Source organism: Streptomyces sp. NPDC001493 (assembly GCF_053597235.1).
Genome location: NZ_JBSFHV010000009.1, coordinates 16,016 through 40,788 on the forward strand (window position 1 = coordinate 16,016; position 24,773 = coordinate 40,788).

General features: G+C 70.9%; 17 protein-coding genes and 1 pseudogene. 13 read left to right on the plus strand and 5 right to left on the minus strand.

Annotated features, from left to right (window positions below; genetic code table 11):
- Positions 1-149 precede the first annotated feature (149 nt).
- Positions 150-791 carry a DUF4328 domain-containing protein gene (locus ACWCWD_RS15060; RefSeq protein ID WP_450773079.1) on the plus strand — a complete coding sequence of 214 codons (642 nt, stop codon included), beginning with the start codon at positions 150-152 and terminating at the stop codon, positions 789-791.
- A gap of 105 nt (positions 792-896) precedes the next feature.
- On the opposite strand, the gene ACWCWD_RS15065 is transcribed toward ACWCWD_RS15060, so the two are convergent.
- Both ACWCWD_RS15065 and ACWCWD_RS15070 read right to left on the minus strand, forming a co-directional pair.
- Positions 897-2,327 carry an endo-1,4-beta-xylanase gene (locus ACWCWD_RS15065; RefSeq protein WP_450773081.1) on the minus strand — a complete coding sequence of 477 codons (1,431 nt, stop codon included), beginning with the start codon at positions 2,325-2,327 and terminating at the stop codon, positions 897-899.
- Positions 2,328-2,522: 195 nt separating this feature from the next.
- Complete coding sequence (locus ACWCWD_RS15070; RefSeq protein ID WP_450773083.1) at positions 2,523-3,614, minus strand: endo-1,4-beta-xylanase; 1,092 nt, start codon at positions 3,612-3,614, stop codon at positions 2,523-2,525.
- A 950-nt stretch (positions 3,615-4,564) separates the two neighbouring features.
- Here ACWCWD_RS15070 and ACWCWD_RS15075 point away from each other — a divergent pair.
- A complete protein-coding gene (locus ACWCWD_RS15075) occupies positions 4,565-6,118 on the plus strand; it encodes an exopolysaccharide biosynthesis polyprenyl glycosylphosphotransferase (RefSeq protein WP_450773084.1) in 1,554 nt (517 codons plus the stop codon).
- A gap of 69 nt (positions 6,119-6,187) precedes the next feature.
- Here the strand turns inward: ACWCWD_RS15075 and ACWCWD_RS15080 are convergent, their stop codons facing one another.
- Positions 6,188-7,171 (minus strand): GDP-L-fucose synthase family protein, encoded by a 984-nt coding sequence (locus ACWCWD_RS15080; protein ID WP_450773085.1) that lies wholly within the window; start codon positions 7,169-7,171, stop codon positions 6,188-6,190.
- A 114-nt stretch (positions 7,172-7,285) separates the two neighbouring features.
- Between ACWCWD_RS15080 and gmd the strand changes: the two genes are divergently transcribed.
- The 7 genes and pseudogenes from gmd to ACWCWD_RS15115 all read left to right on the plus strand — a co-directional run bounded on the left by gmd (position 7,286) and on the right by ACWCWD_RS15115 (position 16,113).
- On the plus strand, positions 7,286-8,299 hold the full coding sequence (gmd, locus tag ACWCWD_RS15085; RefSeq protein ID WP_450773087.1) for a GDP-mannose 4,6-dehydratase: 1,014 nt from the start codon (positions 7,286-7,288) through the stop codon (positions 8,297-8,299).
- The gene (locus ACWCWD_RS15090; protein ID WP_450773089.1) at positions 8,296-11,127 is read left to right on the plus strand and encodes a DNRLRE domain-containing protein; all 2,832 of its coding nucleotides are present in this window, start codon (positions 8,296-8,298) and stop codon (positions 11,125-11,127) included. Before gmd ends, ACWCWD_RS15090 begins: the two co-directional genes overlap by 4 nt.
- Positions 11,124-13,376, plus strand: coding sequence for a LamG-like jellyroll fold domain-containing protein (locus tag ACWCWD_RS15095; protein WP_450773091.1), 2,253 nt, complete (start codon positions 11,124-11,126; stop codon positions 13,374-13,376). Before ACWCWD_RS15090 ends, ACWCWD_RS15095 begins: the two co-directional genes overlap by 4 nt.
- Positions 13,376-14,134 (plus strand): hypothetical protein, encoded by a 759-nt coding sequence (locus ACWCWD_RS15100; protein ID WP_450773093.1) that lies wholly within the window; start codon positions 13,376-13,378, stop codon positions 14,132-14,134. The genes ACWCWD_RS15095 and ACWCWD_RS15100 overlap by 1 nt, the downstream gene beginning before the upstream one ends.
- Positions 14,131-14,958 (plus strand): glycosyltransferase family 2 protein, encoded by an 828-nt coding sequence (locus ACWCWD_RS15105; protein WP_450773094.1) that lies wholly within the window; start codon positions 14,131-14,133, stop codon positions 14,956-14,958. The genes ACWCWD_RS15100 and ACWCWD_RS15105 overlap by 4 nt, the downstream gene beginning before the upstream one ends.
- A gap of 167 nt (positions 14,959-15,125) precedes the next feature.
- Positions 15,126-15,422 (plus strand): annotated as a pseudogene (locus ACWCWD_RS15110) (tyrosine-type recombinase/integrase); the annotation flags it as partial.
- A 268-nt stretch (positions 15,423-15,690) separates the two neighbouring features.
- Complete coding sequence (locus tag ACWCWD_RS15115) at positions 15,691-16,113, plus strand: hypothetical protein (RefSeq protein ID WP_450773096.1); 423 nt, start codon at positions 15,691-15,693, stop codon at positions 16,111-16,113.
- A gap of 777 nt (positions 16,114-16,890) precedes the next feature.
- Here ACWCWD_RS15115 and ACWCWD_RS15120 read toward each other — a convergent pair.
- The gene (locus ACWCWD_RS15120; RefSeq protein WP_450773098.1) at positions 16,891-18,054 is read right to left on the minus strand and encodes a LacI family DNA-binding transcriptional regulator; all 1,164 of its coding nucleotides are present in this window, start codon (positions 18,052-18,054) and stop codon (positions 16,891-16,893) included.
- 300 nt (positions 18,055-18,354) lie between these two features.
- Between ACWCWD_RS15120 and ACWCWD_RS15125 the strand changes: the two genes are divergently transcribed.
- The 4 genes from ACWCWD_RS15125 to ACWCWD_RS15140 all read left to right on the plus strand — a co-directional run bounded on the left by ACWCWD_RS15125 (position 18,355) and on the right by ACWCWD_RS15140 (position 23,536).
- Positions 18,355-19,824 (plus strand): purine-cytosine permease family protein, encoded by a 1,470-nt coding sequence (locus tag ACWCWD_RS15125; protein WP_450773099.1) that lies wholly within the window; start codon positions 18,355-18,357, stop codon positions 19,822-19,824.
- A 127-nt stretch (positions 19,825-19,951) separates the two neighbouring features.
- Positions 19,952-21,724 (plus strand): adenine deaminase C-terminal domain-containing protein, encoded by a 1,773-nt coding sequence (locus tag ACWCWD_RS15130; protein WP_450773101.1) that lies wholly within the window; start codon positions 19,952-19,954, stop codon positions 21,722-21,724.
- A 23-nt stretch (positions 21,725-21,747) separates the two neighbouring features.
- Positions 21,748-22,764 carry an adenosine deaminase gene (locus ACWCWD_RS15135; protein ID WP_450773103.1) on the plus strand — a complete coding sequence of 339 codons (1,017 nt, stop codon included), beginning with the start codon at positions 21,748-21,750 and terminating at the stop codon, positions 22,762-22,764.
- A 157-nt stretch (positions 22,765-22,921) separates the two neighbouring features.
- Positions 22,922-23,536 (plus strand): ATP-binding protein, encoded by a 615-nt coding sequence (locus ACWCWD_RS15140; protein WP_450773105.1) that lies wholly within the window; start codon positions 22,922-22,924, stop codon positions 23,534-23,536.
- A 4-nt stretch (positions 23,537-23,540) separates the two neighbouring features.
- Here the strand turns inward: ACWCWD_RS15140 and ACWCWD_RS15145 are convergent, their stop codons facing one another.
- Entirely contained in the window at positions 23,541-24,704 is a 1,164-nt protein-coding gene (locus ACWCWD_RS15145) for a glycosyltransferase (protein WP_450773107.1), read from the minus strand.
- Positions 24,705-24,773 lie beyond the last annotated feature (69 nt).

Consider the following 24,773-nt stretch of genomic DNA (forward strand, 5'->3'; position numbering starts at 1 on the left):
ACGGGTGGCCGGGCTCCGGCGCGTCCGGGGGCACCGCGGCGCCCTCTTCCGTTCATGATCAATTCACTGGTGGGCGTCCGGTCCGCCGCCGTACGCTGCCGTCGATCCCCGCACGTGACGGCACGGGCGGGTCTGCGACCGGGGGCAGCATGAGCGGAAAAGACGTCGCTGCCGAGGAGAACGAGAACCCCTCCGAGGCGCCCGGACCGAAGCAGCGCCCGCCGTCCGGCGTCTTCCGGGAGACCCGGCAGGCGGCGCGCGCCGCGCAGGTGCTGATCGCCGGGCAGACCGCGTTGCAGCTCGCGCTGGCGGCGGGCGGCGGCGCCGGCTCGGCGGCCTTCCGGCGGACCGCTCCGGTGTCGCTGTTGCTGCTGGTGGGCTCCGCGGTCGCGTTCCTCGTCTGGTTCCTCGCCTGCCGGGCGAACGCCGAGCTCCTCGCCCCCGGGTCGCAGCGGTACACCGAGAGGCTCACGCTGTGGGGATTCTTCGTCCCCGTGCTGTGGTGGATACCGGTCCGGGCGGCCCTGGACATCCGGAACGCGAGCGGGTCGTCCCGCGGCACCGCGCTGATCCTCTGGTGGTGGGCCGCCTTCGTCGCCAAGACGGCCGGCTCGCTGGCGGTGGACGGGACGACGACGCCGGGGGGCGGGTCCACCCCGTACGACATGGTGGTCGGCGTGCTCGCGGCGGTGTCGGCGATCCTGGTGATCCGGCTGATCACCGCCGACGTGGATGCCGCGACCGCCGCGGCCCGAACCCTGCCGCCGACCGCCGCGCGTCCCGCCGCCTGACGGCCGGGCCCACGCGAAGATGCCCGGCCGCCCCCTCTGGAACGGGCGGCCGGGCATCCGTGCGTGGGCCTTACGGCGGTGTTCGGCGTGCGGGTGCGGTGGTGATCAGGACGCGGTGCAGACGCTCACGGTGGGGGCGGCGGTGTTGCCGTTCGCCTGCACGGTGAACCCGAAGCTGGTCGAAGCCCCGGCCGCCAGGCTGCCGTTGTAGCTCGGCGTGACCGTCATGACCTTGCCGGTGCTGTCCCAGGCCGTCGTGCCGTTCCAGACTCCGGTGGTCGTCTGGCCGGCGCCGAGGGTGACCTTGACGCTCCAGCCGGTGATCGCGGCGGAGCCCGCCTTGATGGTCACCTGGCCGTTGAAGCCGCCCTGCCAGGTCTGCGTCGCCGTGTAGGTGGCGGTGCAGGTCTTCGACCCCGTACCGGTGCCGGGGTCGGTGCCACCGCCGGTGCCCGGGTCGGTGGTGCCGCCGCCGGAGGAGCTCCCGCCGAGGGCCGTCAGGACCGCGGTGTAGGCGGCCTTCTTGCCGTAGCTGTCGTCGAAGAGCAGCGGGGTGCCGCTGGCGCGCCACGAGTACTTGTCCGGGATGCCCCAGACGGTCATCCCGGTGCAACGGGTCACGGCGAGGCAGGCCTTGACGACGTTGCTGTAGTTGGTGGCCTGGGCGGTGCCGGAGCCCTCGATGTCCAGCTCGGTGATCTGCACGTCGACGCCGAGGTCGGCGAAGCGCTGCAGGTTGGCCTGGTAGTCGGACGGGACGGGCGAGTTGCTGTTGAAGTGGCTCTGGAAGCCCACGCAGTCGATCGGGACGCCCCGCGCCTTGAAGTCCTTCACCATGTTGTAGACGGCGTTGGACTTCGCGTTCACGCCGTCGGTGTTGTAGTCGTTGTAGCAGAGCTTCGCGGCGGAGTCGACGCTCCGGGCGGTCTTGAACGCCTCCTCGATGAAGCCGTCGCCCAGCTTGTCCTGGAAGGGCGAGGAGCGCCGCGCGCCGCTGCTGCCGTCCTGGAACGCCTCGTTGACCACGTCCCAGGCGTAGATCTTGCCCTTGTAGTGGGTCATCACCTGGGTGATGTGGTTGTTCATGGCGGTGCGCAGGTCGGTGGCGGCGAGGCCGCTCACCCAGCTCGGCAGCTGGGAGTGCCAGACCAGCGTGTGGCCCCGCACCTTCATGTTCTTGCTCTGGGCGTGGCTGACGATCTGGTCGGCGTTGGAGAAGTTGAAGGTGTTGCGGGTGCCCTCCACGGCGTCCCACTTCATCTCGTTCTCCGGCGTCACCGCGTTGAACTCGGTGTCGAGCGTGGTCGCGTACCCCGACTCTCCGAGGTGGTTGGCGGCGACGGCCGTACCGAAGTAGCGCCCCGAGCCCGCGGCCGCGGCGCCGAGGGTGGTTCCGGCGGCCTGGGCGCTGCCGGAGAGCGCGACGACTCCGGTGACGGAGACGAGGCCCGCTCCGCCGAGGGCGAGGGCCCTGCGGGCGAAGGCGCGGAACGGGGAACGGTGCCGCCCGCCCGCGTCGGACACGTTGATGGTCATGACTGCTTCTCTCTTCCGTGGTCGGACAGGGAGGAACTGACCGCCGGGGGACGGCCACAATCAAAGGCATGCACGCTTATGCCATGCGCATGCCAAGCATGGGGCGGGGCGCCGGGGCGCGTTACGGCGTGACGGGCCGGCGGGGCGGGTGGGCCGGTGCGACGGCGTGGTCGCACCGGCCCGTTCCCGGCCGGGTCAGTGCCGGCCGGTGCGGTGCGCGGCGGCGCGGAGGCCGTCGGCGAGCGCGGTGTACGCGGGCTTGCGCACGAAGTTCTCGTCCATGATGTTCGCGGAGCCCTGGCCGGAGAACGTGCCCGGCACCCACGAGTACTTGTCGCTGAAGCCCCAGACCGTGAATGACTTGCAGCCCCGGACGGCGATGCAGGCGTCGAGCAGCCTGCGGTAGTCCTGGGCCTGGCGCGCCTGCTTGGTGTCGTCCACCGGCAGCGTCATCCGCACGTCGATCTCGGTGAACGCGGTCTGCAGGCCGAGGGCGTCGAACCGGGCGAGGTTGTCGCCGACGTCACCCGGGAAGCCGTACTGGATGTCCAAGTGGCCCTGGATACCCAGACCCTGGACGGGGATGCCCTGGGCGCGGAGCTTCTTGGCCAGGTCGTAGTAGGCGGTGGACTTGGCGTTCACGCCCTCGACGTTGTAGTCGTTCATGAAGAGCTTCGCCTTGGGGTCGGCCGCGTGGGCCCACTTGAAGGCGTCGGCGATGTAGGACGGGCCGAGCTTCTGCAGCCACAGGGAGTCCCGGTAGGTGCCGTCCTCGTCGAAGACCTCGTTGACGACGTCCCACTGGTAGATCTCGCCCTTGAAGTGGCGAACCTCGTCGGTGATGTGCTTCTTCAGGATGGCGCGGAGCTCGTTCGTGTCGATGGAGCCGTCCGCGACGCCCGAAGTGAGCCAGGCCGGAAGCTGGTTGTGCCAGACCAGCGTGTGGCCGCGCACCTCCTGGCCGTTCTTCTTGGCGAACTTGACCAGCTTGTCGGCCTGCGACCAGTCGTAGGTACCGCGGGCCGGCTCGACGACCTCCCACTTCATGACGTTCTCGGCGGTCACCGAGCTGAACTCGGAGGCCACGTCGGCCCGGTAGGGGGCGTCGGTGGCCAGCGCGCTGGTGTCGACCGCCGTTCCGATGAGCAGGTCCGGACGCTCTGCGAGGGTACGCAGCGTCGCCTCGTGCCCACCGTGACGGGCGGGGGCCGCCTGGGCGGCCGTACCGAGGGTCAGTGCGGCCACGGCACCGGTGGCGACGGCGAGGGCGAGTCGTCTGGACTGCATGGTGCAACTCCTCATAAGGGTGGGACTGGGGTGCGTCGCGCCGACCAGGACTCTGTCCCGGCCCCCTGATCTTCCGAAACTCTCTCGACAAGAGACAGGTGGTGCTCCGCCCCCTCGCCCGTTCGGGAGAGAGGGCAACAGCCTGGACGTACCGGAACATTCAGGCACAGATCACCCTGACGGGTTGTGCGCTGAGCCGTTCATCGGCGCTGAGACAGATCCTGGGGCATGTATTGCCGCCGAAACAATGGCGCGTCACAAACGAAACATTTTCGTTCGAGATATCCCCGTCGAACAAGGCGATTCGACAACCCCTCGTCCCGGAATCCGGACACGCGCACCCCCGGCCGGGCACGCCCGCCGTGCCAACACGCCGCACCGACACGCCATGCCGGCCCGCCGCACCGCTCTGCCGCACCACCACTCCGGGCCATCACTCCGGGCCACCCGGAAGGCCGATCCGCCCGGCCGACCCCCAACCGACCCCCAGCCGACCCCCGGCCCCCCGGCCCCCCGGCCCGGCCGCCCCACCCCGACCACCCGGCCCGTGGCGCACCATCCACCCGCCCCGCCCCACCACGCCCACGGCGGGTCACCGCGCGAACCCGCCGTGTGACGTGACTAACTTTTGCGATTTCAGACAGAGTTGAGTCACCCGACCCCGCACATACTGTGCGGAGTACGGGAGTTCACTTCGTCCATGTTGCGCCTGGTCGGTCCGGAGACCGGATCACCCGCCCCGCACATTCAGCTCAACTGCGCCCCGTGGAACCAGAGATCACGAATGGGACGGGATCGCGGCGGAAGCCTCCGTTGTGTCTGAACTTCACGGGAACTCCAGCGAAATAGCACGTGTGTGGATATCGTGCACCGAGCGATGGCGCATCCGTCGGTCCCTGGGATCGACGGGTGCGCCGCGTTTCAGGGATGCAACTGTGACTGGGGGGTTCATGGGGCATGTCGAAACACCCGAATCCGACATATCCGGGCCCGTGGGGGTGCGGCGTCCGCCACGCCCGCGTTCCACGGCACCCGGGAACCGCTCGACGGCCCTGGAGCAGCTCTGGAGGGCCCCGACAGCACAGCGCGACCTGACCGATCACGTACGTCCCGGCCGACGGGCCGGCCGCCGGGGTACGCCCCTCACGGTTCTGACCGAGACCGTGGGGATGGCCGTTCCCGCCTGGGCCGTCCTGTCCGCGCGGGAGCAGCCGGTGGCCCTGCCCACCGCTGCGATCGCGGCGCTCGTCTGGGCCGGGGTGCGGGCCGTGCGCGGGCGCTACGCCGCCGGACCGCCGCGGAGCACGGCCGGAGCGGCCGGGGCCCTCGGGGACTGGCTGGTCTTCGTCGGGCTGCTCGCCATCGCGTGGGCCGTGGCCGGCGATGCCGTCGACCCGACCGCCGCCCTGGTGGCCGCCGTGCCCGGCGCGGCGGTGGCGGTCGTGGTGACCTGGGCGGTCCGGCGGCGGGCCGACGCCACGCACCGCCGTCCGGCCCTGCGGGTCCTCGTCGTGGGCGACGCGTCCGGCGTGGACACCGTGGCGGGCGCCCTCGACCCCCGTACGCAGAAGGAGGGTTACGCCGTCGTGGCGGCCGTGCCCGTGGGGGCGGCGGAGCCCGAGCACGAGCTGCCGCTGACCGGGCGGCTCGGGGCGGACGGGACGGACGACGACGTGCCGACCGTGCTCGCCGGGGCGTACGCGTACGACGTGGACCTGGTCCTGGTGGCGCCCGGGCCGCTTCTCTGCGGCGACCGGCTGCGCCGGCTCGGCTGGGGGCTGCACGAGGGAGGCATCGCGCTCTGCGTGCTCTCCGCGCTGACCGGCATCGCCACCACCCGGGTCCGGCCCGCCTCGGTGGCCGGGATGACCCTGCTGCACGTCACCCCACCGCTTCGGCAGGGGCCGCAGCCGGCGCTGAAGGCGGTGCTGGACCGGTCCGGCGCGGTGTTCGGGCTGGTGCTGCTGGCACCCCTGCTGCTGGCCGTGGCGCTGGGCGTGCGGCTCTCCTCGCGCGGGCCCGTCTTCCACCGGCAGATCCGGCACGGGCGGCACGACCGGCCGTTCACCATGTGGAAGTTCCGCACGATGGTGGTCGACGCCGAGTCGCGCAAGGCAGAGCTGACCGGCGCCAACGAGGTGGACGGCCCGCTGTTCAAGATGCGCCGCGATCCCCGGGTGACCGCGATCGGCCGAGCCCTGCGGCGCACCTCGATCGACGAACTCCCGCAGCTCTTCAATGTGTTGCGGGGTGACATGTCCCTGGTAGGTCCGCGTCCTCCGCTTCCCGAGGAAGCGGCCGACTACGACGACCGCGAGCGCAGACGGCTCGCGGTGAAGCCCGGGCTGACCGGCCTCTGGCAGGTCAGCGGCCGGTCCGATCTCTCCTGGCAGGAGTCGGTCTCGCTGGATCTCTGGTACGTCGACAACTGGTCGGTCTCCACCGACGTGAACCTGCTGGTCCGTACGGTGCGCGCCGTCACCGACGGCCGCGGGGCCTACTGAGGGGCCGGAGTGGAGACCATGCGCGCACTCCGGGTGCCCCGCGCACGGCGGGGCACCGGATCGTCCGGCTCAGCCGAGAGCGGCGTCCCGGTCGCGCCACCAGGCGTAGGTCCCGGCGATGCCGTCCCGCAGCGAGATCTTCGGCGCGAAGCCGAGGGACGTCAGGCGCTCCACGTCCAGCAGCTTGCGGGGGGTGCCGTCGGGCTTCGAGGTGTCCCAGGTGATCGCACCCTGATATCCCGTCACATCGCGCACGGTCTCGGCGAGTTCGCGAATGGTGAGGTCGTCGCCGCAGCCGACGTTGACCGGCTCGTCACCGTCGTACGAGGCCAGCAGGAGGGCGCAGGCCGCGGCCAGGTCGTCGACGTGCAGGAACTCGCGGCGGGGGGTGCCGGAGCCCCAGAGGGTGACGGTGGGCGCCCCGTCACGCTTCGCCTCGTGGAAGCGGCGGATGAGCGCGGGCAGGACGTGCGAGGTCGCCAGGTCGAAGTTGTCCCCGGGGCCGTAGAGATTGGTCGGCATGGCGCTGATGTACGAGGCGCCGTACTGCCTCCGGTACGACTGGGTCTGCACGATTCCGGCGATCTTGGCCAGCGCGTACGCCTCGTTGGTCGGTTCCAGAGGGCCGGTGAGCAGCGCGTCCTCGCTGATCGGCTGGGGGGCGTGCTTGGGGTAGATGCAGGAGGAGCCGAGGAAGAGGAGCCGCTCGGTGCCGGCCGCGTGGGCGCCGGCGATCACGCTCAGCTGGATGCGGAGGTTGTCCTCCAGGAACTGCACCGGCCAGGTGCTGTTGGCCATGATCCCGCCCACCTTGGCGGCGGCCAGGACGACGGCGTCCGGCCGGACGTCCTTCAGATATGCCTCGGTCCGCGCACCGTCGCGCAGGTCGAGGAGGTCGCGGCCGCGGGTGAGGACCTCATGGCCGTCCGCGGTCAGGCGGCGGACCACCGCCGAACCGACCAGTCCGCGGTGACCCGCCACGAATATGCGTGCGCCCGGGCGCAGTAGAGGGCGATCGGATTCCTGAGGAAGGCCGGGGAGATCAGTCGTCATGGCTCGGATTGTGCCAGCAGAAGCCCGGCACTGCGCCCTTTTCATCGCAAACCACTCACTGTATGAAATTCCGGGTAACAACCGCCGTTCAGGCGACCACAGAAGGGGGGAGTCATGGCCAAGACCGCACTCATCACCGGCGTGACCGGGCAGGACGGCTCGTACCTGTCCGAGCTGCTGCTCGACAAGGGCTACACGGTCCACGGGCTCATACGCCGCTCGTCGAGCTTCAACACCGAGCGCATCGACCACATTTACCAGGGGCCCGAGGAAGCGGACCGCTCGTTCGTGCTGCACCACGCGGATCTCTCCGACGGTGTGGCGCTGGTGAACCTGCTGCGCGAGATCCAGCCCGACGAGGTCTACAACCTCGGTGCCCAGTCGCACGTCCGGGTCTCCTTCGACGCGCCCCTCTACACCGGTGACGTCACCGGCCTCGGCGCCATCCGGCTGCTGGAGGCGGTGCGCGCCAGCGGCATCGACACCCGCGTCTACCAGGCCTCCTCCTCCGAGATGTTCGGCTCCACCCCTCCCCCGCAGAACGAGGGGACGCCGTTCCACCCGCGCAGCCCGTACAGCGTGGCGAAGGTGTACGCGTACTGGGCCACGGTCAACTACCGTGAGGCGTATGGGATGTTCGCCGTGAACGGCATCCTCTTCAACCACGAGTCCCCGCGCCGGGGCGAGACCTTCGTGACCCGCAAGATCACCCGGGGGGTGGCCCGCATCAAGGCCGGACTCCAGGACCGGCTGCACCTGGGGAACCTGGACGCGGTACGCGACTGGGGGTACGCCCCCGAGTACGTGGACGCGATGTGGCGGATGCTCCAGCGCGACACCCCGGACGACTACGTGGTGGCGACCGGCGAGGGGGTCAGCGTCCGGCAGTTCCTGGAGCACTCCTTCGCCCATGCCGGTCTGGACTGGCGCGAGCACGTGCGGTACGACCCGAAGTACGAACGCCCCAGCGAGGTCGACGCGTTGATCGGTGACGCCTCCAAGGCGGAGGAGCTGCTCGGCTGGAAGCCGGAGGTGCGGTCCATGGAGCTGGCGCGCATCATGGTCGACGCGGACGTCCGGCTGCTGGAGTCGCAGCTCAGCGGCGCGGCCGTGCGGGTGGACCGGTGAGTGCGCCACGCCGCCCCGGCCCCCGGTGGTGGCGGGGCGGGGCGGGCGCGACGGCGCTGGCGCTGGCCGCGGGGGCGCTCTCCGCCTCGGCGGCGGGTGCTCCGCCGGCCGCCGCGCTGACCGCGCCGGTCGGGTTCACCGCCGACAACCTGTCCACCTACCAGACCAACGGCATCGTGTGGGCGCTGGCGGAGGCGAACGGGGTCGTCTACGCGGGCGGCACGTTCTCGCAGATCAGGCCCGCCGGGGTGGCGGCGGGCGGCACGGGTTCGGCGGCGGCGGTGAACTTCGCGGCGTTCAACGCGGCGACCGGTGCTCCGGCCGGCTGCTCGCTCTCCTTCACCCGCAGCAGCGGCACCGCCACGGTACGGGCGTTCGCGCTCTCGCCGGACAAGTCGACGCTGTACGCGGGCGGTTACTTCAACGCGGTGAACGGGACGACCAGCAACGGGCTGGTCGCCATCAACACCGCGAACTGCACGGTGCGTTCGGGCTTCGCGCCGAACTTCAGCGCGACGGTGCGGGCGCTGGACGTGGCGGCGGACGGCACGGTGTACGCGGGCGGTGACTTCCAGACGGTCAACGGGAGCGCCCGGCGCTTCTTCGGGGCGGTGACCCCGGCGGGCGCGCTGACCGCGTGGAACCCGGACGCGGACGACCCCGGACGGGCCCTGAAGGTCACCCCGGACGGTGGATCGGTGCTGATCGGGGGCGATTTCACCACGGTCGGCGGCACCGCGACGCACGCACTCGCGGTGACCGACGCGGCCTCCGGCACGCTCACCCACACCTACCCGAACGGGTTCGTCCCGGCGTCCGCGGTCATCAAGGACATCGTCACGGACCAGGCCTCCGGCGGCTGGTACGTCGCGGGCGAGGGCATGGGGGGCAACTCCTTCGACGGGCGCATCGCCATGGAGCTGGACGGGTTCGGCCAGCGCTGGCGCGACACCTGCCAGGGCGCCACCCAGGCGCTCCGGGTCTACCGGGGCGTGCTGTACGCGGGCAGCCATGTGCACGACTGCTCCACCATGGGTGAGTTCCCGAACCAGGTGCGCAAGCATCTGACCGCCCAGTCGGTGGACGGTCCGGCGATGCTGGGGTGGCTGCCGGACACCAACGACGGCATCGGCGAGCCGGTCGGGCCGCGCGCGCTGACTGTATCGAGCCGGGACGGACGCGACTTCCTCTGGGTGGGCGGTGAGTTCACCACCGTCAACGGCTCGTCCCAGCAGGGGCTGACCCGGTTCGCCAACTCTCCGGACACGGGTGCGCCCGCCGTACCGGTGGTGAGCGTCGCCTCGCCCCGGGCCGGGCAGGTGAAGGTCGACTGGCGTTCCTCGCTCGACCTCGACGACTCCTCGCTGACCTACCGGGTGTACCGCAACGGCGCGTCGGCGCCGGTGTACACCACGACGGGCTCCTCGCTCTTCTTCAGCCGTCCGCAGCTGACCTTCACGGACACGGACGTGGTGGCCGGGCAGACGTACTCCTACCGGGTCAGCGCGAGCGACGGCACCAACACCAGCGCCCAGTCCGCCGCCGTCTCCGTCACCGCGGCCTCCTCGGCCTCCCCGTACCAGGAGAAGGTGCTGGCGGACGGCGCCGAGCTGTACTGGCGGTACGACGAGGCGGGCGGGGCGTTCGCCGCGGACGCCTCGGACGGACGCGACGGGGGCGTGTACGTCAACGCGCCGACGTACCGGGCGGCGGGGGCGGTGGCCGGTTCGACCGCGCTGGGCCTGAACGGCACGGACGAGTACGTCTACAGCGACCGGCTGCACCACTACACCTCGCCGTCGCCCTACTCGGTCGAGACCTGGTTCCGTACGACCTCGACGACCGGGGGCCGGATCGTCGGCTTCGGCAACAACATCGGCTTCGACACGGGCCACACCAGCACCATCTCCGACAAGATCGTCTACCTGACGGACGACGGACGGCTCGCCTTCGGGGTCCAGACCGGCAGCAGCAACACCCGTCCGACCATCACCACCACCGCCGGCTTCAACGACGGCGCCTGGCACCACGTGGTCGCCACGCAGGGCCCGGCGGGGATGGTGCTGTACGTGGACGGCGCGGTGGCCGGCACCAACGCGGCGACCGGGAACCGTTCGTACGACGGGTACTGGCGGGTCGGCGGGGACGCGATGAACAACGCCTGGCCGAACCGTCCGACCAGCACCTACCTCGCGGGGCAGGTGGACGAGACCGCGGTCTACCCGACCGCCCTGACGGCGGCGCAGGTCGCCGAGCACCACGACCTCGCGGACGCTCCGTCCGTGCCCGGCGACGGCGGCGGCGACGGGGGCGGGGGCGGCGGGGCGGACACCACGGTCACGCTCACCCCGGTGGAGGACGCGTACGTCAACAGCGTCGCCCCGAACACGAACTACAACGACAACCAGCTCGCCTCGCGGGGCACCACCGCGTACCTGGGCTACCTCCGTTACGACCTGCCGGCGGCCCCCGCCGGGCAGGTGCTCAAGGGCGCCCGGATCGACTTCCGCACCTCCTCGGACTCGACGGCGGGTTCCGCCGAGAGCCACCAGGTGGTGCCGGTCACCGGCGCCTGGACCGAATCGACGGTCACCTACAACACCCGGCCGGCGCTCGGTGCGACCGTGCTGGGGACCATCACCGGCGCGACCGCCGTGTCCACCGACTACTCGGTGGCGCTGGACGCGTCGGCCCTGGGCGGGGCCCTCGGCTCCGCCACATCACTCGCCCTGACCAACACCGGTACGGACAGCCTCCGTATCTGGTCGAGCGAGGTCTCCACCGCGGCCTACCGGCCGCAGCTCGTTCTCACCTTCGGAGCTGAATGATGAACGGACGTACGGGGCGGAGATCCGCCGGACGTGGCCGCAAGCGCGCCGCTTCCGCCGCTCTCTGCCTGCTGGGCGGAGCCCTGACCGCGACCGCGGTCGGGACTTCCCCGGCGGCATCGCTGACGCCGCCGGTGTCGATCACCGCCGACGATCTCTCCACCTGGCAGACCAACGGCATCGTCTGGTCGATGGCCGCGACCGGCAACACGGTCTACGCCGGCGGCACCTTCTCCACGGTGCGCCCACCGGACGCCGCCGCCGGCACCTCGGAGACCCCCGCGGTGAACTTCGCCGCCTTCGACGCGGCGACCGGCGCGCCGAACGGCTGCTCCCTGTCGTTCACGCTCTCCTCGGGGACCGCGACCGTACGGGCCCTCACCCTCTCCCCGGACGGCGCGACGCTCTACGCGGGCGGGCAGTTCGGCGCGGTGAACGGCGTCGGGGTCAGCAACATCGTGGCGATCGACACGGCGACCTGCACCCCGCGCAACGACTTCAAGATCGCCGTCTCGGCGACCGTCCGCGCCATCGCCGTCACCGACGACACCGTCTACTTCGGCGGTGACTTCAACAGCGTGGGCGGCCAGACCCGCCAGAAGTTCGCCGCCGTCACCACCGGTGCCGACCTGCTGCCGTTCACCGCCAACGCCGACGAGGTGGCCCGCGCGGTCGAGGTGGCCCCGGACGGCCAACACGTACTGCTGGGAGGCGACTTCCTCACCGTCAACGGCACCACCTCGCACGCGCTCGCCGTCGTGGACGCCACCAGCGGGGCGGTGACGACCGCCTATCCGGGCTTCATCCCCAACACCTCCACGGTGCAGGACATCACCACCGACGCGACCGGCTTCTACACCGCCAACGAGGGCACCGGCGGCGGGGTGTTCGACGGACGCATCGCCCTGGACCTCGACGACTTCCAGCAGCGCTGGCGGGACACCTGCCTGGGCGCGACCCAGGCCGTGCTGGTCCACTCGGGCGTGCTCTACAGCGGCAGCCACGCCCACGACTGCTCCAGCATGGGCGAGTTCTCCGACCAGCCGCGCCACCACCTGCTCGCGCAGTCGGTGAACGACCCGAAGCTGCTGCCGTGGGCACCCGACACCAACGACGGCATCGGTGAACCGGTCGGCCCCCGGGTGATGGCACAGACCGACACCGGCGGCCACCACTACCTGTGGGTGGGCGGCGAGTTCACCACCGTCAACGGGGCGGCCCAGCAGGGGCTGACCCGGTTCGCGGACGGACCCGACACGGGCGCGCCATGGGTGCCCAACGTGCAGCTGTCGACCGTCGTGCCGGGGCAGATCGACGTCAACTGGCAGACCAGTTCCGACACCGACGACGGGCTGCTGACCTACCGGATCTACAAGGACGGTGCCACCACCCCGGTGTACACCACGACCGGGAATTCGATCTTCTGGGACCGGCCGCAACTGCGGTGGACCGACACGGCCGTTGCCGCCGGGGAGACGCACTCGTACCGGATCACCGCGAGCGACGGCACCAACACCAGCGCCAAGTCCCCCGCCCTGTCGGCCACCGTGGCCTCGGCGGCGGAGGCGTACCCGGCGAAGGTACTGGCCGACGGCGCCTCGCTCTACTGGCGTTACGACGAGGGCACCTCGACCTTCGCGGCGGACACCGGGACCGAGCTGGACAACGGCTTCCTGCGCAACGCCCCGTCCTACCGGCAGACCCCGGCCGCCATCGCGGGCGCCTCCACGGCCATCGGGTTCAACGGCACCGACGAGTACGCGTACAGCAACCGCCGGCACGCCAAGCCGGGCGCCTTCTCCGTCGAGACCTGGTTCAAGACGACCACGACCAAGGGCGGCAAGCTCATCGGCTTCGGCAACCTGACGATGCAGAACAGCACCAGCTACGACAAGCACGTCTACATGACCAACGACGGGAAGCTGGTGTTCGGCGTCCACGACGGCTCCACGCGCACCATCACCACCCCGGCCGCCTACAACAACGGCGCGTGGCACCACGTCGTCGCCACCCAGGGCACCGGTGGCATCGCCCTCTACGTGGACGGCGTGCTGCGGGCCTCCAACTCCTCCTACAAGACCAACCAGAACTTCGAGGGGTACTGGCGGGTCGGCGGCGACAGCCTCAGCGGCTGGCCGTCCGCCCCGACCAGCACCTTCTTCGCCGGTCAGCTCGACGAGACCGCCGTCTACCCGACCTCGCTGAGCGCCGCCCAGATCGCCGCGCACTACGCCCTCAGGACGGGCTGATGAGGAACCCGCTCCTGGCCGGCGCCGCCGTCGTCATCCTGACGGCGGCGCTGGCCGCGTGCGGCTCGTCCCACGACGGGAACGACCCGGAGGCCGCGGCGGCACCCCGCCCCGCGGCCTCCGGGCCCTCCGTCGCGGGCCCCTCGGCCGCCGCACCGACCGACGACGACCCGACGTCCGGGGCTGCGGAGGCTTCCGGGGCTTCGGGGGCTTCCGGGACTTCCGGGTCGGACGCCGCACCCGCACCGGACACCGCCGGGCCCAAGGTTCCCACCGACGAACTCACGCCCGCCACCGGCACGTTCACCAAGAAGGAGAAGGAGTACCTCACCGACCGGGTGCCCAAGGGCATGGACCCGGCCGCCGTCCTCCAGACCGGCCAGGAGACCTGCGACAAGCTCGACTTCCTGGTCAAGGCCGACCGCCGGATCGCCGTCGGCTCGATCGTCACCGGCGAAGTACCCGACGCCGCAGCCGCGGTGGCCCATCTGTGCACGGGACACCAGGATCTCGTGGACGAGGCAGCGCTCGGTTACGCGGACGGCACCCACACCGGCAAGGAACTGCGCCCGGGCCGCTACCGCTCGGTCTCCCCCACCGCCGCCTGCACCTGGCGGACCGAAGGAGCGGGCGGCAAGGTGCTCGACCAGGGTTCCTCCGCGAGCGGTCAGCCGGTGAGCATCACCCTCCCCGCGGCCACCCGCACCTTCACCTCCACAGGCTGCTACGCCTGGCTGCCCGAAGGAGACAAGAGTTGAGCAAGCTGCCCATCGCCGTGGCGATCCCCACCAAGAACGAGGGCCTCAACATCGCCGAGGCGGTCAACTCCGTACTCGGCCACTTCGAGGCCGTCGTCGTGGTGGACTCGCACAGCACCGACGACACGGCGAAGATCGCCGCCGAGTGCGGCGCCGAGGTGGTCGAGTACACCTGGGACGGCGGCCACCCCCGCAAGAAGCAGTGGTGCCTGGAGAACGTCCGCACCGACATCGACTGGATCCTGGTCCTGGACGGCGACGAACGCCTCAGCCCCGGGCTCCTCGCCGAGCTCCGCGCGATCTTCGCCGACCCCGCCGCACCGAAGCCCGCCGCGTACGACATCCCGCTCGGCTACTGGTTCTCCGGCAAACGGCTGCGCCACGGCTACACCATCCGCAAACGCTCCCTGACCGACCGCACCCGCTGCGCCTACCCGGAGGTCGGCGACCTCGCGGCCCCCGGCATCGGCGAGGTGGAGGGCCACTACCAGCCCGTCGCCGACTCCGCCCAGGCGCTGCGCAACCCGATCGAGCACCAGGACCTCGACCCGGTGACCGCGTGGTTCGAGCGCCACAACCGGTACTCCGACTGGGAGGCGTGGCTGGAACACCACCCCGACGTCAAGGAACAGGTCCGCCGGGTCAAGTCCCGCCAGGGCCAGCTGTTCCACAAGGCCCCGTTCAAGCCGCTGGTGTCGTTCGCCTACATGTACGTCTACCGGCGCGGGTTCCTGGACGGACGGGCGGGGCTGGACTTCGCCCTGGCGATGAGCTTCTACCGGTGGCAGATCGCGCTCAAGTCGCGGGAGAAGCCGACTGGTTGAGCCGGTCGCGCGTCGGCTTGGCTGAGGGCCGCGCCAACACCCGCGCGGCCCTCGGGGGGTGCGCTGATGGTGCACCGGTCAGCCGCCTACCCTCGTCGACTTCAATATGCCTCACCGCTCGCGACGTCCGCACCTTCCTCGACCGCCTCCACGCCACCTGCCAGTACTGCACCCAGGGGTGCTCACTGCAGACCCACCGTGACCAGCAGCACCAGGAACGCGAAACCGCAGGCGAACGCTGGCGGGACAACGGCTACATCTTCACCCGGCCGGATGGTGGAGCGCTCAAACCCGCCACCCTCTCCAGGTATTTCACCGCCCTACTCCGCCGAGCCAGGCTTCGCCGCATCCGCTTTCATGATCTTCGGCGCTCAGCGGCGACGCTCCTCCTGGAGCAGGGCGTCGAACTCTTCGTGATCAAGGAATTGTTGGGTCATGGACACATCGGGGTGACCGCCACGGTGCGTCAGGCGCTGGCGTGCGAAGACTGCAGGCAGGACGCGGCTGGTGGGCTGTGCGAGGCGTGCGGCTGCCGCCGTGAGACCGAGACGCTCACCGTGCGGGCCGTGCATCTCGTCGCGGCGCGGATGCTCGCCCCGTCGGCCAGTACCGTGGACGTCGCGACCCCTCGACACCAGGGTCCGCACGGCCATCGACCGCAAGGCCGCCGCCGAGTGGGCAGAGTTCCTGGAGATCTCCGACCCGGCCGACGAAACGCGAGGACATACCCTAATGACAAGCGCACAGGCCGAGCGCAACCTTACCTACGCCGCTGACCTCACACACGAAGACGTCACAGCCTTGGAAACGTTCCTCAACACGCAGCTCGGGCGGGTATACGATCTGAATGGTGAAACTGGCGAGACCTCCTTCGCGATGCGGTCCTTGCTCATCCTGGTCAGTGACTCGGCCGGGTTCCTGCACACTCTCCTTCGGCTGGAACAGCCCGATTCGTGGCAGCGGGCTGCCATCGTGCGTGAGTGGCAGCGGTTGCGCAGCACCGCGCACCCGTTCAACCACTGCGAGGGGTTCGACCACGACCGTTGGTGGAATCAAGTGCGGCACTATGACGCCACCGATGAGAGCGCGGAACAGGAGCGGATTCTTCGATTCACCGATGCTGTTCTCGACGAACGGCCGGGAGCAACCGAATGAAGTGTCCCGCTGGCGGATGTGTGCCGCGCATATCGCGCCTTGGATCAATCGGACCGGCCCTTGGGTAATTCGCGTCATCGGCTCATCACCCTTGGGCTCATGGGGATCAGCACGTCGGTATTCGTGAACTCACGGATTGTCAGGCCCGACTGACCTTGGCCAAGGCCATGACAACGATCCAGGCCAAGGCATGCGTCGTTCTCGATGGCATGCCAATCGACCGCATCGCCGCCGATCACCCTACTGCTCGGGCAACTACAGACGCCACGGCATGAACGTACAGGTCCTCACGCACCCCTGCGGGCGCCTGCTGCGGGCCTCCTCGGCGCCGCCCGGCTCGACCCACGATCTGGCCAGTCCCCGGCAGCAGGGAAGTCACGTTGGTGGTTCGTCATATTCCGTGCCCGATAAGGCAGTCGCACTCCTGAATGAAAGAGGAGAGGCCCTCGACACCGCGAGTCAGGATCGGGCGGGACAGCCCTTGGCCCTGTCGGGCGCCCAGGTGCACTCGCGAGCAACGCCACGCACGCAGCCCTCCACACCATCGATACCGACGTCGTGGAGCCCGCCTTCCGGCACTTCGGTCACCAGCCCCTTTGTCCGGTGGCCGCCGCGGTTCGAGCGGCACGACCGCCACTTCGGACGCGGCTCAAACACCACATCGACTCCACGCACGGACAACCAAATCCCGCTGGAGGCAGCAAGTTCGACCTGCCCGATGGGCACTGTCCTCACCACACTCCGGGCGCACCCCACCGCCCTCACCGCACGTGCGCCTCAGACCGGCTCCCGCGTCGAGGCCCTCCGCAGCAGCGTGGCCGGTACCAGCCGATGCAGCGGACCGCCCCCGGCGACCGCGCCGCCGCCCTGGACCAGCTCTATCAGGAGCTGCGCCGCCTGCTTGCCGATCTCCTCGGGCGCCAGGTCGAGCGCGGTGAGCGCGGGGCGGGCGCTGCGGGCGAACTCGCCGTCGGCGCCGACGACGATCTGGACGTCCTCGGGTACACCGAGGCCCAGTTCGCGGCAGACGGCGAGGGTGGCGAACCCGAACTTCTCCATGACGACGTAGAGCGCGTCGGGGCGGTCCGGCCGGTCGAGGAGCCGGCGGGCGGCGTCGGTGGAGTCGGTGCCGGGTTCCGCGCGGTCCATCAGCACCGGGTTCCCGGTGCGGGCGCACCAGTCGCGGTAGGCGCGGGCCGCGTCCTCGTCGTAGGACTGGCCGGTCGATCCGGTCAGCAGGCCGATCCGGCGGGCGCCGGTGGCGGCGAGGTGGTCGAAGGCGGCGAGGGCGCAGGTGGACAGCTCGTTGTCGACCCAGGGGAAGGCGTCCTTGCGGGCCAGGTCGCGGCCGGTGGTGACGACGGGGACGCCCATGCCGGAGAGCCGGGTGAGCAGCGGGTCGTCGGTGAGCGGGTCGATGACGATCGTCCCGTCCAGCGGCAGCGACTCGAAGGGGCGGCCGTCGAGCGAGGGCGGGACGAGCACGAGGGAGTAGTCGTGGGCCATCGCCGTCCAGGTGGCGGCGTTGACGATCTTGACGAAGTACTCGATGTCGGTGACGCCACCCTCAACGGCGGAGCGGTGCGTCAGGCCGAGCAGTCCGGTGCGGGCGCCGCGCAGCCCCCGTGCGTTGGGGTTGGCGCGGTAGCCGATCTCTGCGGCGACCGCGAGCACGCGCTCGCGGGTCTCGGCGCCGACCCGGCCGACGCCGTTGAGGGCGTGCGAGGCGGTGGTGACCGAGACGCCGGCGCGGCGGGCCACCTCGCGCAGCCCGCCCGTCTTCGCGGCGCCGGGGGCCTTCGCCGTGCCGCCCGTCTTCGCGCCGCCGGCGGCCCGGGGCGCCGTCCCGCCCGTCTTCGCCTCGCCGCCCGTCTTCGCAGGGCCGGAGGTGCGGGGCTTGCGGGAGGTGCCGCGCGGGTCCGGCTCTGTGACGTCTGACATGGCGGCGAGCTTACCGGTTGACTGCCAAAACGTTTAGGCAGTACGGTCCGGACCATGCCAAAACGTTTGCGCACTTCCTCGCGGAGTGTTGCCAAAACGTTTTGGCAACCCGTGCGGCGCGCCGGGTCCCCCGCCCGAGCCGCGCCGCGCGGCCCCCGCCGTACCGCTCCACCCCCCTCCCCCGTAGCTCCCTCGCCGCACACCGTCGTGCGGTCACCCGGCTCGCTCCGGGCTCCCCGTACATCCCTCGTCCCGTCCCTCCAGGCCGGGACGCAAGTCCGCAAAGGACGTCTGCCGACCATGGCCGAGGCCACCGCCACCGCCCCGCCCGGATCCACCGCCCACGCTGCCGACCGGACACCCCCGTCGTCCCAGACGTCCGTCTTCACGGTCGAGCAGCGGGGCATCGACGCCGTCCCCGCCTCCGAACGCCAGGGCGGCCCCGGCCGCCTCTTCGGGCTGTGGGCCGGTACGAACACCACCGTCTTCACCGTCGTCTACGGGGCGCTGGTCGTCTCCTTCGGCCTGTCGTTCTGGTACGCCGTCGCGCTGATCGTGGTCGGCAACGTCCTCGGCTTCACCGTCACCGGCCTGACCAGCCTCCAGGGCCCGCGCACCGGCACCTCCACGCACTCCGTCTCCCGGGCCTCCTTCGGTCCGAACGGCGGACGGCTGCCCGCGCTGCTGAGCTGGGTGATGCTGGTCGGCTTCGAGGCGGGCGGCATGGTCCTCATCGTGCTCGCCGGGCTCGCCCTCCTCGACCAGGCGGGCGTCTCCACCACCACCCCGCTGAAGCTGGTGACCATCGCGGTCGCGGCCGGGCTCCAGATGCTCCTGCCGCTCTCCGGCTACCACCTGATCATGAAGGTGCAGAAGTACTTCGCCTGGATCTTCGCCGCGATGTTCGTCGTCATGGCGTTCCTCGTCTTCCCGAAGGCGGACTTCGCCACGCACGGCGCCGCCCCCTCGGTGGTGACGATCTCCCTGGTCCTGGCCATGGTCACCGCCTCGGGCGGGCTGTCCTGGGCGGACATGGGCAGCGACTACTCGCGCTACCTCCCGGCCGACGCCGCGCCCCGCAAGGTGTTCACCTGCGCCGCGCTCGGCGGCATGGTGCCCAACATCGCGCTGCAGATCCTCGGCGCCGCCGTCGCCACCGCGACCACCAACGCCGCCGACCCGATCTCGGGGCTCCCCGAGGTCCTGCCCGGCTGGTTCGTCACCCCGTACCTGCTGCTCGCGATCGTGTCGCTGCTCGCGGTGAACACCACCGACATGTACTCCTCCGGCCTGAACCTGCTGGCCGTCGGCCTCCCGATCAAGCGGTGGATGGTCGTCTTCATCGACCTGACCCTGTGCACCGCGATCACCCTGTGGGCCGTGTTCTCCTCGGACTTCTACACCCTGCTGTCCAACTTTCTCAGCCTGATCGTGCTCTGGCTGGGCCCGTGGGCCGCCGTCTACCTCACCGACTGGGCGCTGCGCCGCGGCCGCTACCACGTGCCCTCGCTCTTCCCCCGGGAGACCGGGAGCAAGGGCATCTACTGGCACAAGGGCGGGGTGCGCCCGGCCGGTCTGATCGCGGTGCTCCTCGGCTTCGGGGCGGCGGTGCTCTGGGTCGACTCCACGGTGTTCGTCGGCCCGCTCTCCGACGCGGCCGGCGGCCTGGACCTGTCGGTCTTCGCCGGTGCGCTCGTCGCGGGCGCCGTCTACTGGCTGCTCGCCCGTCGCACCGTACGCGCCGAGGCCGAGCTCGTCCTGGACGCCTGAACCCCGGCCACCTGAACCCCGGGCACCTGAACCCGGGGCCTCGGACACCGCCACCGCACCCCCTCGCACGTGCCCTCCCGCACGTGGACCCTCCCCCACCTCTCGTACGCGCCCTGGAGCGAACCCCATGAACCACCCCAGCCTCCGCAGCCTCATCGACGCCTCCGAAGGGGTCGTCAAGGCCGACCGGATCATCAAGGGCGGGCAGCTCGTCAACGTCCACACCGGCGAGATCTACCCGGCCGACGTGGCGATCACCGGTGAGCGCGTGGCCGCCACCGGTGACGTCAGCGCGTACGAGGGGCCGGACACGGAGATCGTCGACGCCACCGACAAGTACCTCACCCCGGGGCTCATCGACGGCCACCTCCACCTGGAGTGCTCCAAGCTCTCGGTGACGATGTTCGCCGACGCGGCCGTCCGCTTCGGCACCACCTCGGTGATCTCCGGGCTCGACCAGTTCCTCGTCGTCGCCGGTCTCGAAGGGGTCCGCGAGGCGCTGCGGGAGGCCGACGCGAGCCCGATGAAGATCTTCTGGGGCGCGCCGTTCAAGACGCCGTACACCCTGCCCGAGACCACGGTCGGGTTCTCCTTCGGGCCCGAGGAGCACGAGGAGACGCAGGGCTGGGCCGAGTGCTTCGGTGTCTGGGAGACGGTCGCGGAGTTCGTCCTCAACCGTGACGAGAAGGTGCTGCGGGCCCTCGAACTCGCCCACCGCAACCGGCTGCCGATCTTCGGCTGCGCCCCGATGGCGGCGCAGACCACCATCAACGCGCTGTCGGCGGCGGGCGTCCGCCTCGACCACGAGAGCTACACCGCCGAGGAGGCCCTCCAGAAGTTGCGGGCCGGCATGTCGCTGCTCATCCGCGAGTCCTCGGTCGCGCACTTCATGAACGAGAACGTGCGCACCGTCACCGAGTTCGGCGCCCAGTCCCGGCACGTCGGGTTCTGCACCGACGACATGCACGTCGCCGACATCATCCGCGAGGGCCACCTCGACAAGCTGGTCCGGATGGCGATCAAGGCCGGTGTCCGTCCGGTCGAGGCGATCCAGATGGCCACGCTGAACTGCGCCGAGATGTACCGCATCGACCACCTCGTCGGCTCGATCACGCCCGGCCGCTTCGCGGACGTCCTGATCGTCGACTCCCCCGAGTCCTTCCAGGTGGAGCGGGTGTTCGCGCGCGGTGAGCTGGTCGCGGAGAACGGCCGCACCCTGCGCGCCCCGCAGCCGCCCGTACGCACCCCGGCGCTCTCCCCCGCGTTCAAGGTGGCCCCGCTCGCGCCGGAGGGCGTCGGCATCGCCGCCGAGGGCGACGAGGCCCGGGTGCTGGTCGTGGAGATGGACCGCACCGTCCCGTTCGTCCGCAAGGGCGTCGAGATGACGCTGCCGGTGGTCGACGGCACGGTCCGCGCCGACCTCGCGCAGGACGCGCTGTACGTCACGGTCTCCGAGCGGTACGGCAAGAACGACGGCGCCACCGTCACCGCGATGATCAACGGCTTCGGGCTGCGGTCGGGCGCCATCGCCTCCTCGGCCGCCCCCGACGACAACAACATCGTCTGCGTCGGCGCCGACCGGGCCGACATGGCCCTGGCGGTGAACCACCTCTCCGAGCACGGCGGCGGCCAGGTCGTCGTGGACGGCGGTGTGATCAAGGAGTTCCTGCCGCTGCCGGTGGCCGGGATCGTCGCCGACCTCACCCCGGAGGAGATGGCCGACGCGGAGGACCGCCTGGAGGCCGCGTCCCGCGCGCTCGGCTGCGAACTCCCCTCGGCGTTCGGTTACCTGATCTTCCTGGAGATCACCGCGATCCCCGAGTACGCCGTCACCGACCTGGGTGTCGTCAGCTACCACACCCAGGACGTCGTCGACATCCTGCTTCCCTCCGCCAACTGACCCGTCCCACCGAGGAGATCGCCATGACCGAGACCGTCACCGTGGACCCCTTCGTCGCGGGTCTGCCCAAGTGCGAACTGCACCTGCACATCGAGGGCACCCTGGAGCCCGGACTGAAGTTCGCGCTCGCCCGCCGCAACGGCGTCGAGCTGCCGTACGCCGACGAGGCCGCGCTGCGCGAGGCGTACGACTTCGACGACCTGCCCGGCTTCCTCTCCGTCTACTACGAGGGCATGTCCGTGCTCCGCACCGAGGCGGACTTCTACGACCTCGCCGCCGCCTACGCGGCCAAGGCGCACGCGCAGAACGTCCGTTACGCGGAGATCTTCTTCGACCCGCAGGCCCACACCGCGCGCGGTGTCGCCTTCGACACCGTCATCCGGGGCCTGACCCGTGCGCTGGACGACGCCGAGCGGGCGACGGGCTTCCGGGGCCGTCTGGTGATGTGCTTCCTGCGGGACTTCCAAGCCGAGTTCGCGATGGCGACGCTCGTCCAGGCCCTGCCGTACAAGGAGTGGATCATCGGCGTCGGCCTGGACTCCGACGAGGCCGGCAACCCGCCGGTGAAGTTCCGCGAGGTCTTCGCCCGGGCGCGCGCCGAGGGTTTCCGGCTGACGATGCACTGCGACGTCGACCAGCAGAACTCCACGGAGCACATCCGCCAGGTGCTGGACGAGATCGGGGTCGACCGCATCGACCACGGCGTCAACGCGTTGGAGGACCCGGCGCTGGTGGCCCGCATCGTCGAGCGCGGAATCGGTCTCACCGTGTGCCCGATCTCCAACTCCCATGTCACGGACGGCCTGAAGGCCGCCGAGATCCGCGCGCTCCTCGACCAGGGCGTCAAGGTCACGGTCAACTCCGACGACCCGGCGTACTTCCCGGGTTACGTCTCCGAGAACCTCGCGGCCCTGCGCGGCCCCGCCGCCCTCTCGGACGAGGAGCTGGTCCGCCTCCAGCGGAACGCCATCGAGATCTCGTGGGCGGCCCCCTCGGTCCGGGAGAGCTTCCTCGCCGAACTGGACGCGTACGAGGGCTGATCGGCCGGATAACGGGTGACCCGAACACGGGTGACCCCGACACGGGTGACCCGAACACGGGTGAGGGGTTCGCGGTTGCGCGGACCCCTCACCCGTCTTCGCCGGGCGGCGGCACAGGGCACGCACACAGGCCGGTCCGCGGGGAGAATCCCCCCTCATGGACGCATCTCCCGCCCCCTGGCGGAACACCACGCACGACTGGGCGAGCACCGTGGACCACGCCCATCTCGCCCACGTCCGGAGCGATCCGGCCGCGTTCGCTCCCGGCGGCCCGGACCATCTGGTGCTGGAGGTCGTCGCCTACGCGGCGGACGAGGCGGAGGACAGGGGCGGCGGGCGCTGTACGGTCACCCTCCACCCGGACGGCTCGGTCTCCGTAGCGGACGACGGCCGGGGCACGGACACCCGGCTCGACGCGCGGGGTCGCCCGGTGAAGAAGCCGGTCATGGCCACGAAGGATCTACGGTTCTTCGACCGTCCCGGCGCGCAGACGCTCCCCGACGGGCACCCGCGACGCGGGATGTCGGTCGTGGCGGCGCTCAGCGAGTGGCTCGTCCACACCAACCGGCGGGCGGACGGAGCCTGGACGCAGCGCTACGCGTACGGAGTCCCGGTGACGGGCCTGACGCCGGTCGCCGACGACGGCACGAGGGGAACGACCGTCCGGTTCCGCCGCTCCGGGGAGCTGCACGCCGCCCCTCTCTCCCCCGAAGCGTTCGAGCGCCCGTGGCCCCGGCTCGCCGTCGAGGTGCACGACCTCCGTACCGCATGAGGACTCACGCCCGTCGCCGCGCGACCACGTCCTCGTAGGTCCGGCGCAGGGTGGCGGTGACCACGTCGATGGTGAAGTCGGCGTTGACCAGGTCCCAGGCGGCCCTGCCGGCCTCGGCGGCGGCCTCCGGCTCCAGGAGTTCGAGGACGGCCTCGGCGACCTTGGCGGCGTTGGCCGCGTCCTCGCCGACGCGGCTGTCGATCACCCGGCCCGCCCCGGCCTTCGCCACGTCCGGGCCGAGGCCGCAGGTGCGGGTGATGACGACCGGGGTGCCGACCGACATCGCCTCCAGGACCGAGACCCCGAGGGGCTCCTCGATCGACGGGAGCACGTAGACGTCCGCCTCGCGCCCCGCCGCCAGGACCTCCTCGTGGCCGAGCGGGCCGACGTGGTCGAGGGAGCCGGTCACGCCGAGCTTCTCCGCCAGGGCCAGGGTGCCCGCCAGCGCCCCGGTGTCCGGGCCCGCCAGCACGAAGCGTGCGTCGGGGTGCCGGGCGAGCACGGCGGGCATCGCGGCGACGAAGTCCTCGGGGCGCTTGCGCTCCTGCACGCGGGCGAGGAAGAGGACGGTGGGCGGCCGGCCGGGCTCGCGGGCGGGCTTGCGCTCCTGGGGGCGTACCCCGTTCACCAGCCGGACCGTGCGGGTGAGGGCGACCGGCGCGGCCACCGCGTTGACGTCGAGGCGTTCCGTCTCGGTGAGGTGGAGGACGGCGTCGGCCTCGCGGAGCACCTTCCGCACGCCGAGCAGGTCGGTCAGTTTCGCCACCGGCTTCTCGGTGGGGTCGATCATGCCGTGGGTCTGCACGACCAGCGGGGTCCGGGTCGCGAGCGCGAGGAGGGCGACGGGCAGGGTCACCAGGTCGCGCATGAGATGTACGTGGACGAGGTCGGCGGCGCGCATGGCGCGGCGGGCGGCGCGCAGCAGGGAGAGCGAGGTGATCCCGCTGACCTCGAACATCGGCAGTACGTGCCGGGCGCGGTGGAGGAGGGCCGGAACTCCTTCTACTTCCCCGGGGAGTTCGCCGGGTCCGAAGCCGTCGCCCAGGGCCATGACGCGGGCGTCGTCACCGGCCGCCCGCTGGACCTTGGAGAGATTGAGCGCCACCCGGGTGGGCCCGCCGAAGGCGTGGTCCGGGGTGTGCAGCGTGACGACGTGCAGGATTTTCACCAGGGTTCCCCTCAACCTCGGCCGGTTTTCACAGAGTAGTCATCGCACCCCCTCAAGTGGGTTGATTCG

Bases quoted from the DNA above. Each gene is read 5' to 3' on its own strand.
- ACWCWD_RS15065 (WP_450773081.1), bottom strand. From the start codon at position 2,327: ATGACCATCAACGTGTCCGACGCGGGCGGGCGGCACCGTTCCCCGTTC.
- gmd (WP_450773087.1), top strand. From the start codon at position 7,286: ATGGCCAAGACCGCACTCATCACCGGCGTGACCGGGCAGGACGGCTCG.
- ACWCWD_RS15075 (WP_450773084.1), top strand. From the start codon at position 4,565: ATGGGGCATGTCGAAACACCCGAATCCGACATATCCGGGCCCGTGGGG.
- ACWCWD_RS15115 (WP_450773096.1), top strand. From the start codon at position 15,691: ATGACAAGCGCACAGGCCGAGCGCAACCTTACCTACGCCGCTGACCTC.
- ACWCWD_RS15140 (WP_450773105.1), top strand. From the start codon at position 22,922: ATGGACGCATCTCCCGCCCCCTGGCGGAACACCACGCACGACTGGGCG.
- ACWCWD_RS15130 (WP_450773101.1), top strand. From the start codon at position 19,952: ATGAACCACCCCAGCCTCCGCAGCCTCATCGACGCCTCCGAAGGGGTC.
- ACWCWD_RS15120 (WP_450773098.1), bottom strand. From the start codon at position 18,054: ATGTCAGACGTCACAGAGCCGGACCCGCGCGGCACCTCCCGCAAGCCC.
- ACWCWD_RS15060 (WP_450773079.1), top strand. From the start codon at position 150: ATGAGCGGAAAAGACGTCGCTGCCGAGGAGAACGAGAACCCCTCCGAG.
- ACWCWD_RS15135 (WP_450773103.1), top strand. From the start codon at position 21,748: ATGACCGAGACCGTCACCGTGGACCCCTTCGTCGCGGGTCTGCCCAAG.
- ACWCWD_RS15080 (WP_450773085.1), bottom strand. From the start codon at position 7,171: ATGACGACTGATCTCCCCGGCCTTCCTCAGGAATCCGATCGCCCTCTA.
- ACWCWD_RS15100 (WP_450773093.1), top strand. From the start codon at position 13,376: ATGAGGAACCCGCTCCTGGCCGGCGCCGCCGTCGTCATCCTGACGGCG.
- ACWCWD_RS15125 (WP_450773099.1), top strand. From the start codon at position 18,355: ATGGCCGAGGCCACCGCCACCGCCCCGCCCGGATCCACCGCCCACGCT.
- ACWCWD_RS15070 (WP_450773083.1), bottom strand. From the start codon at position 3,614: ATGCAGTCCAGACGACTCGCCCTCGCCGTCGCCACCGGTGCCGTGGCC.
- ACWCWD_RS15095 (WP_450773091.1), top strand. From the start codon at position 11,124: ATGATGAACGGACGTACGGGGCGGAGATCCGCCGGACGTGGCCGCAAG.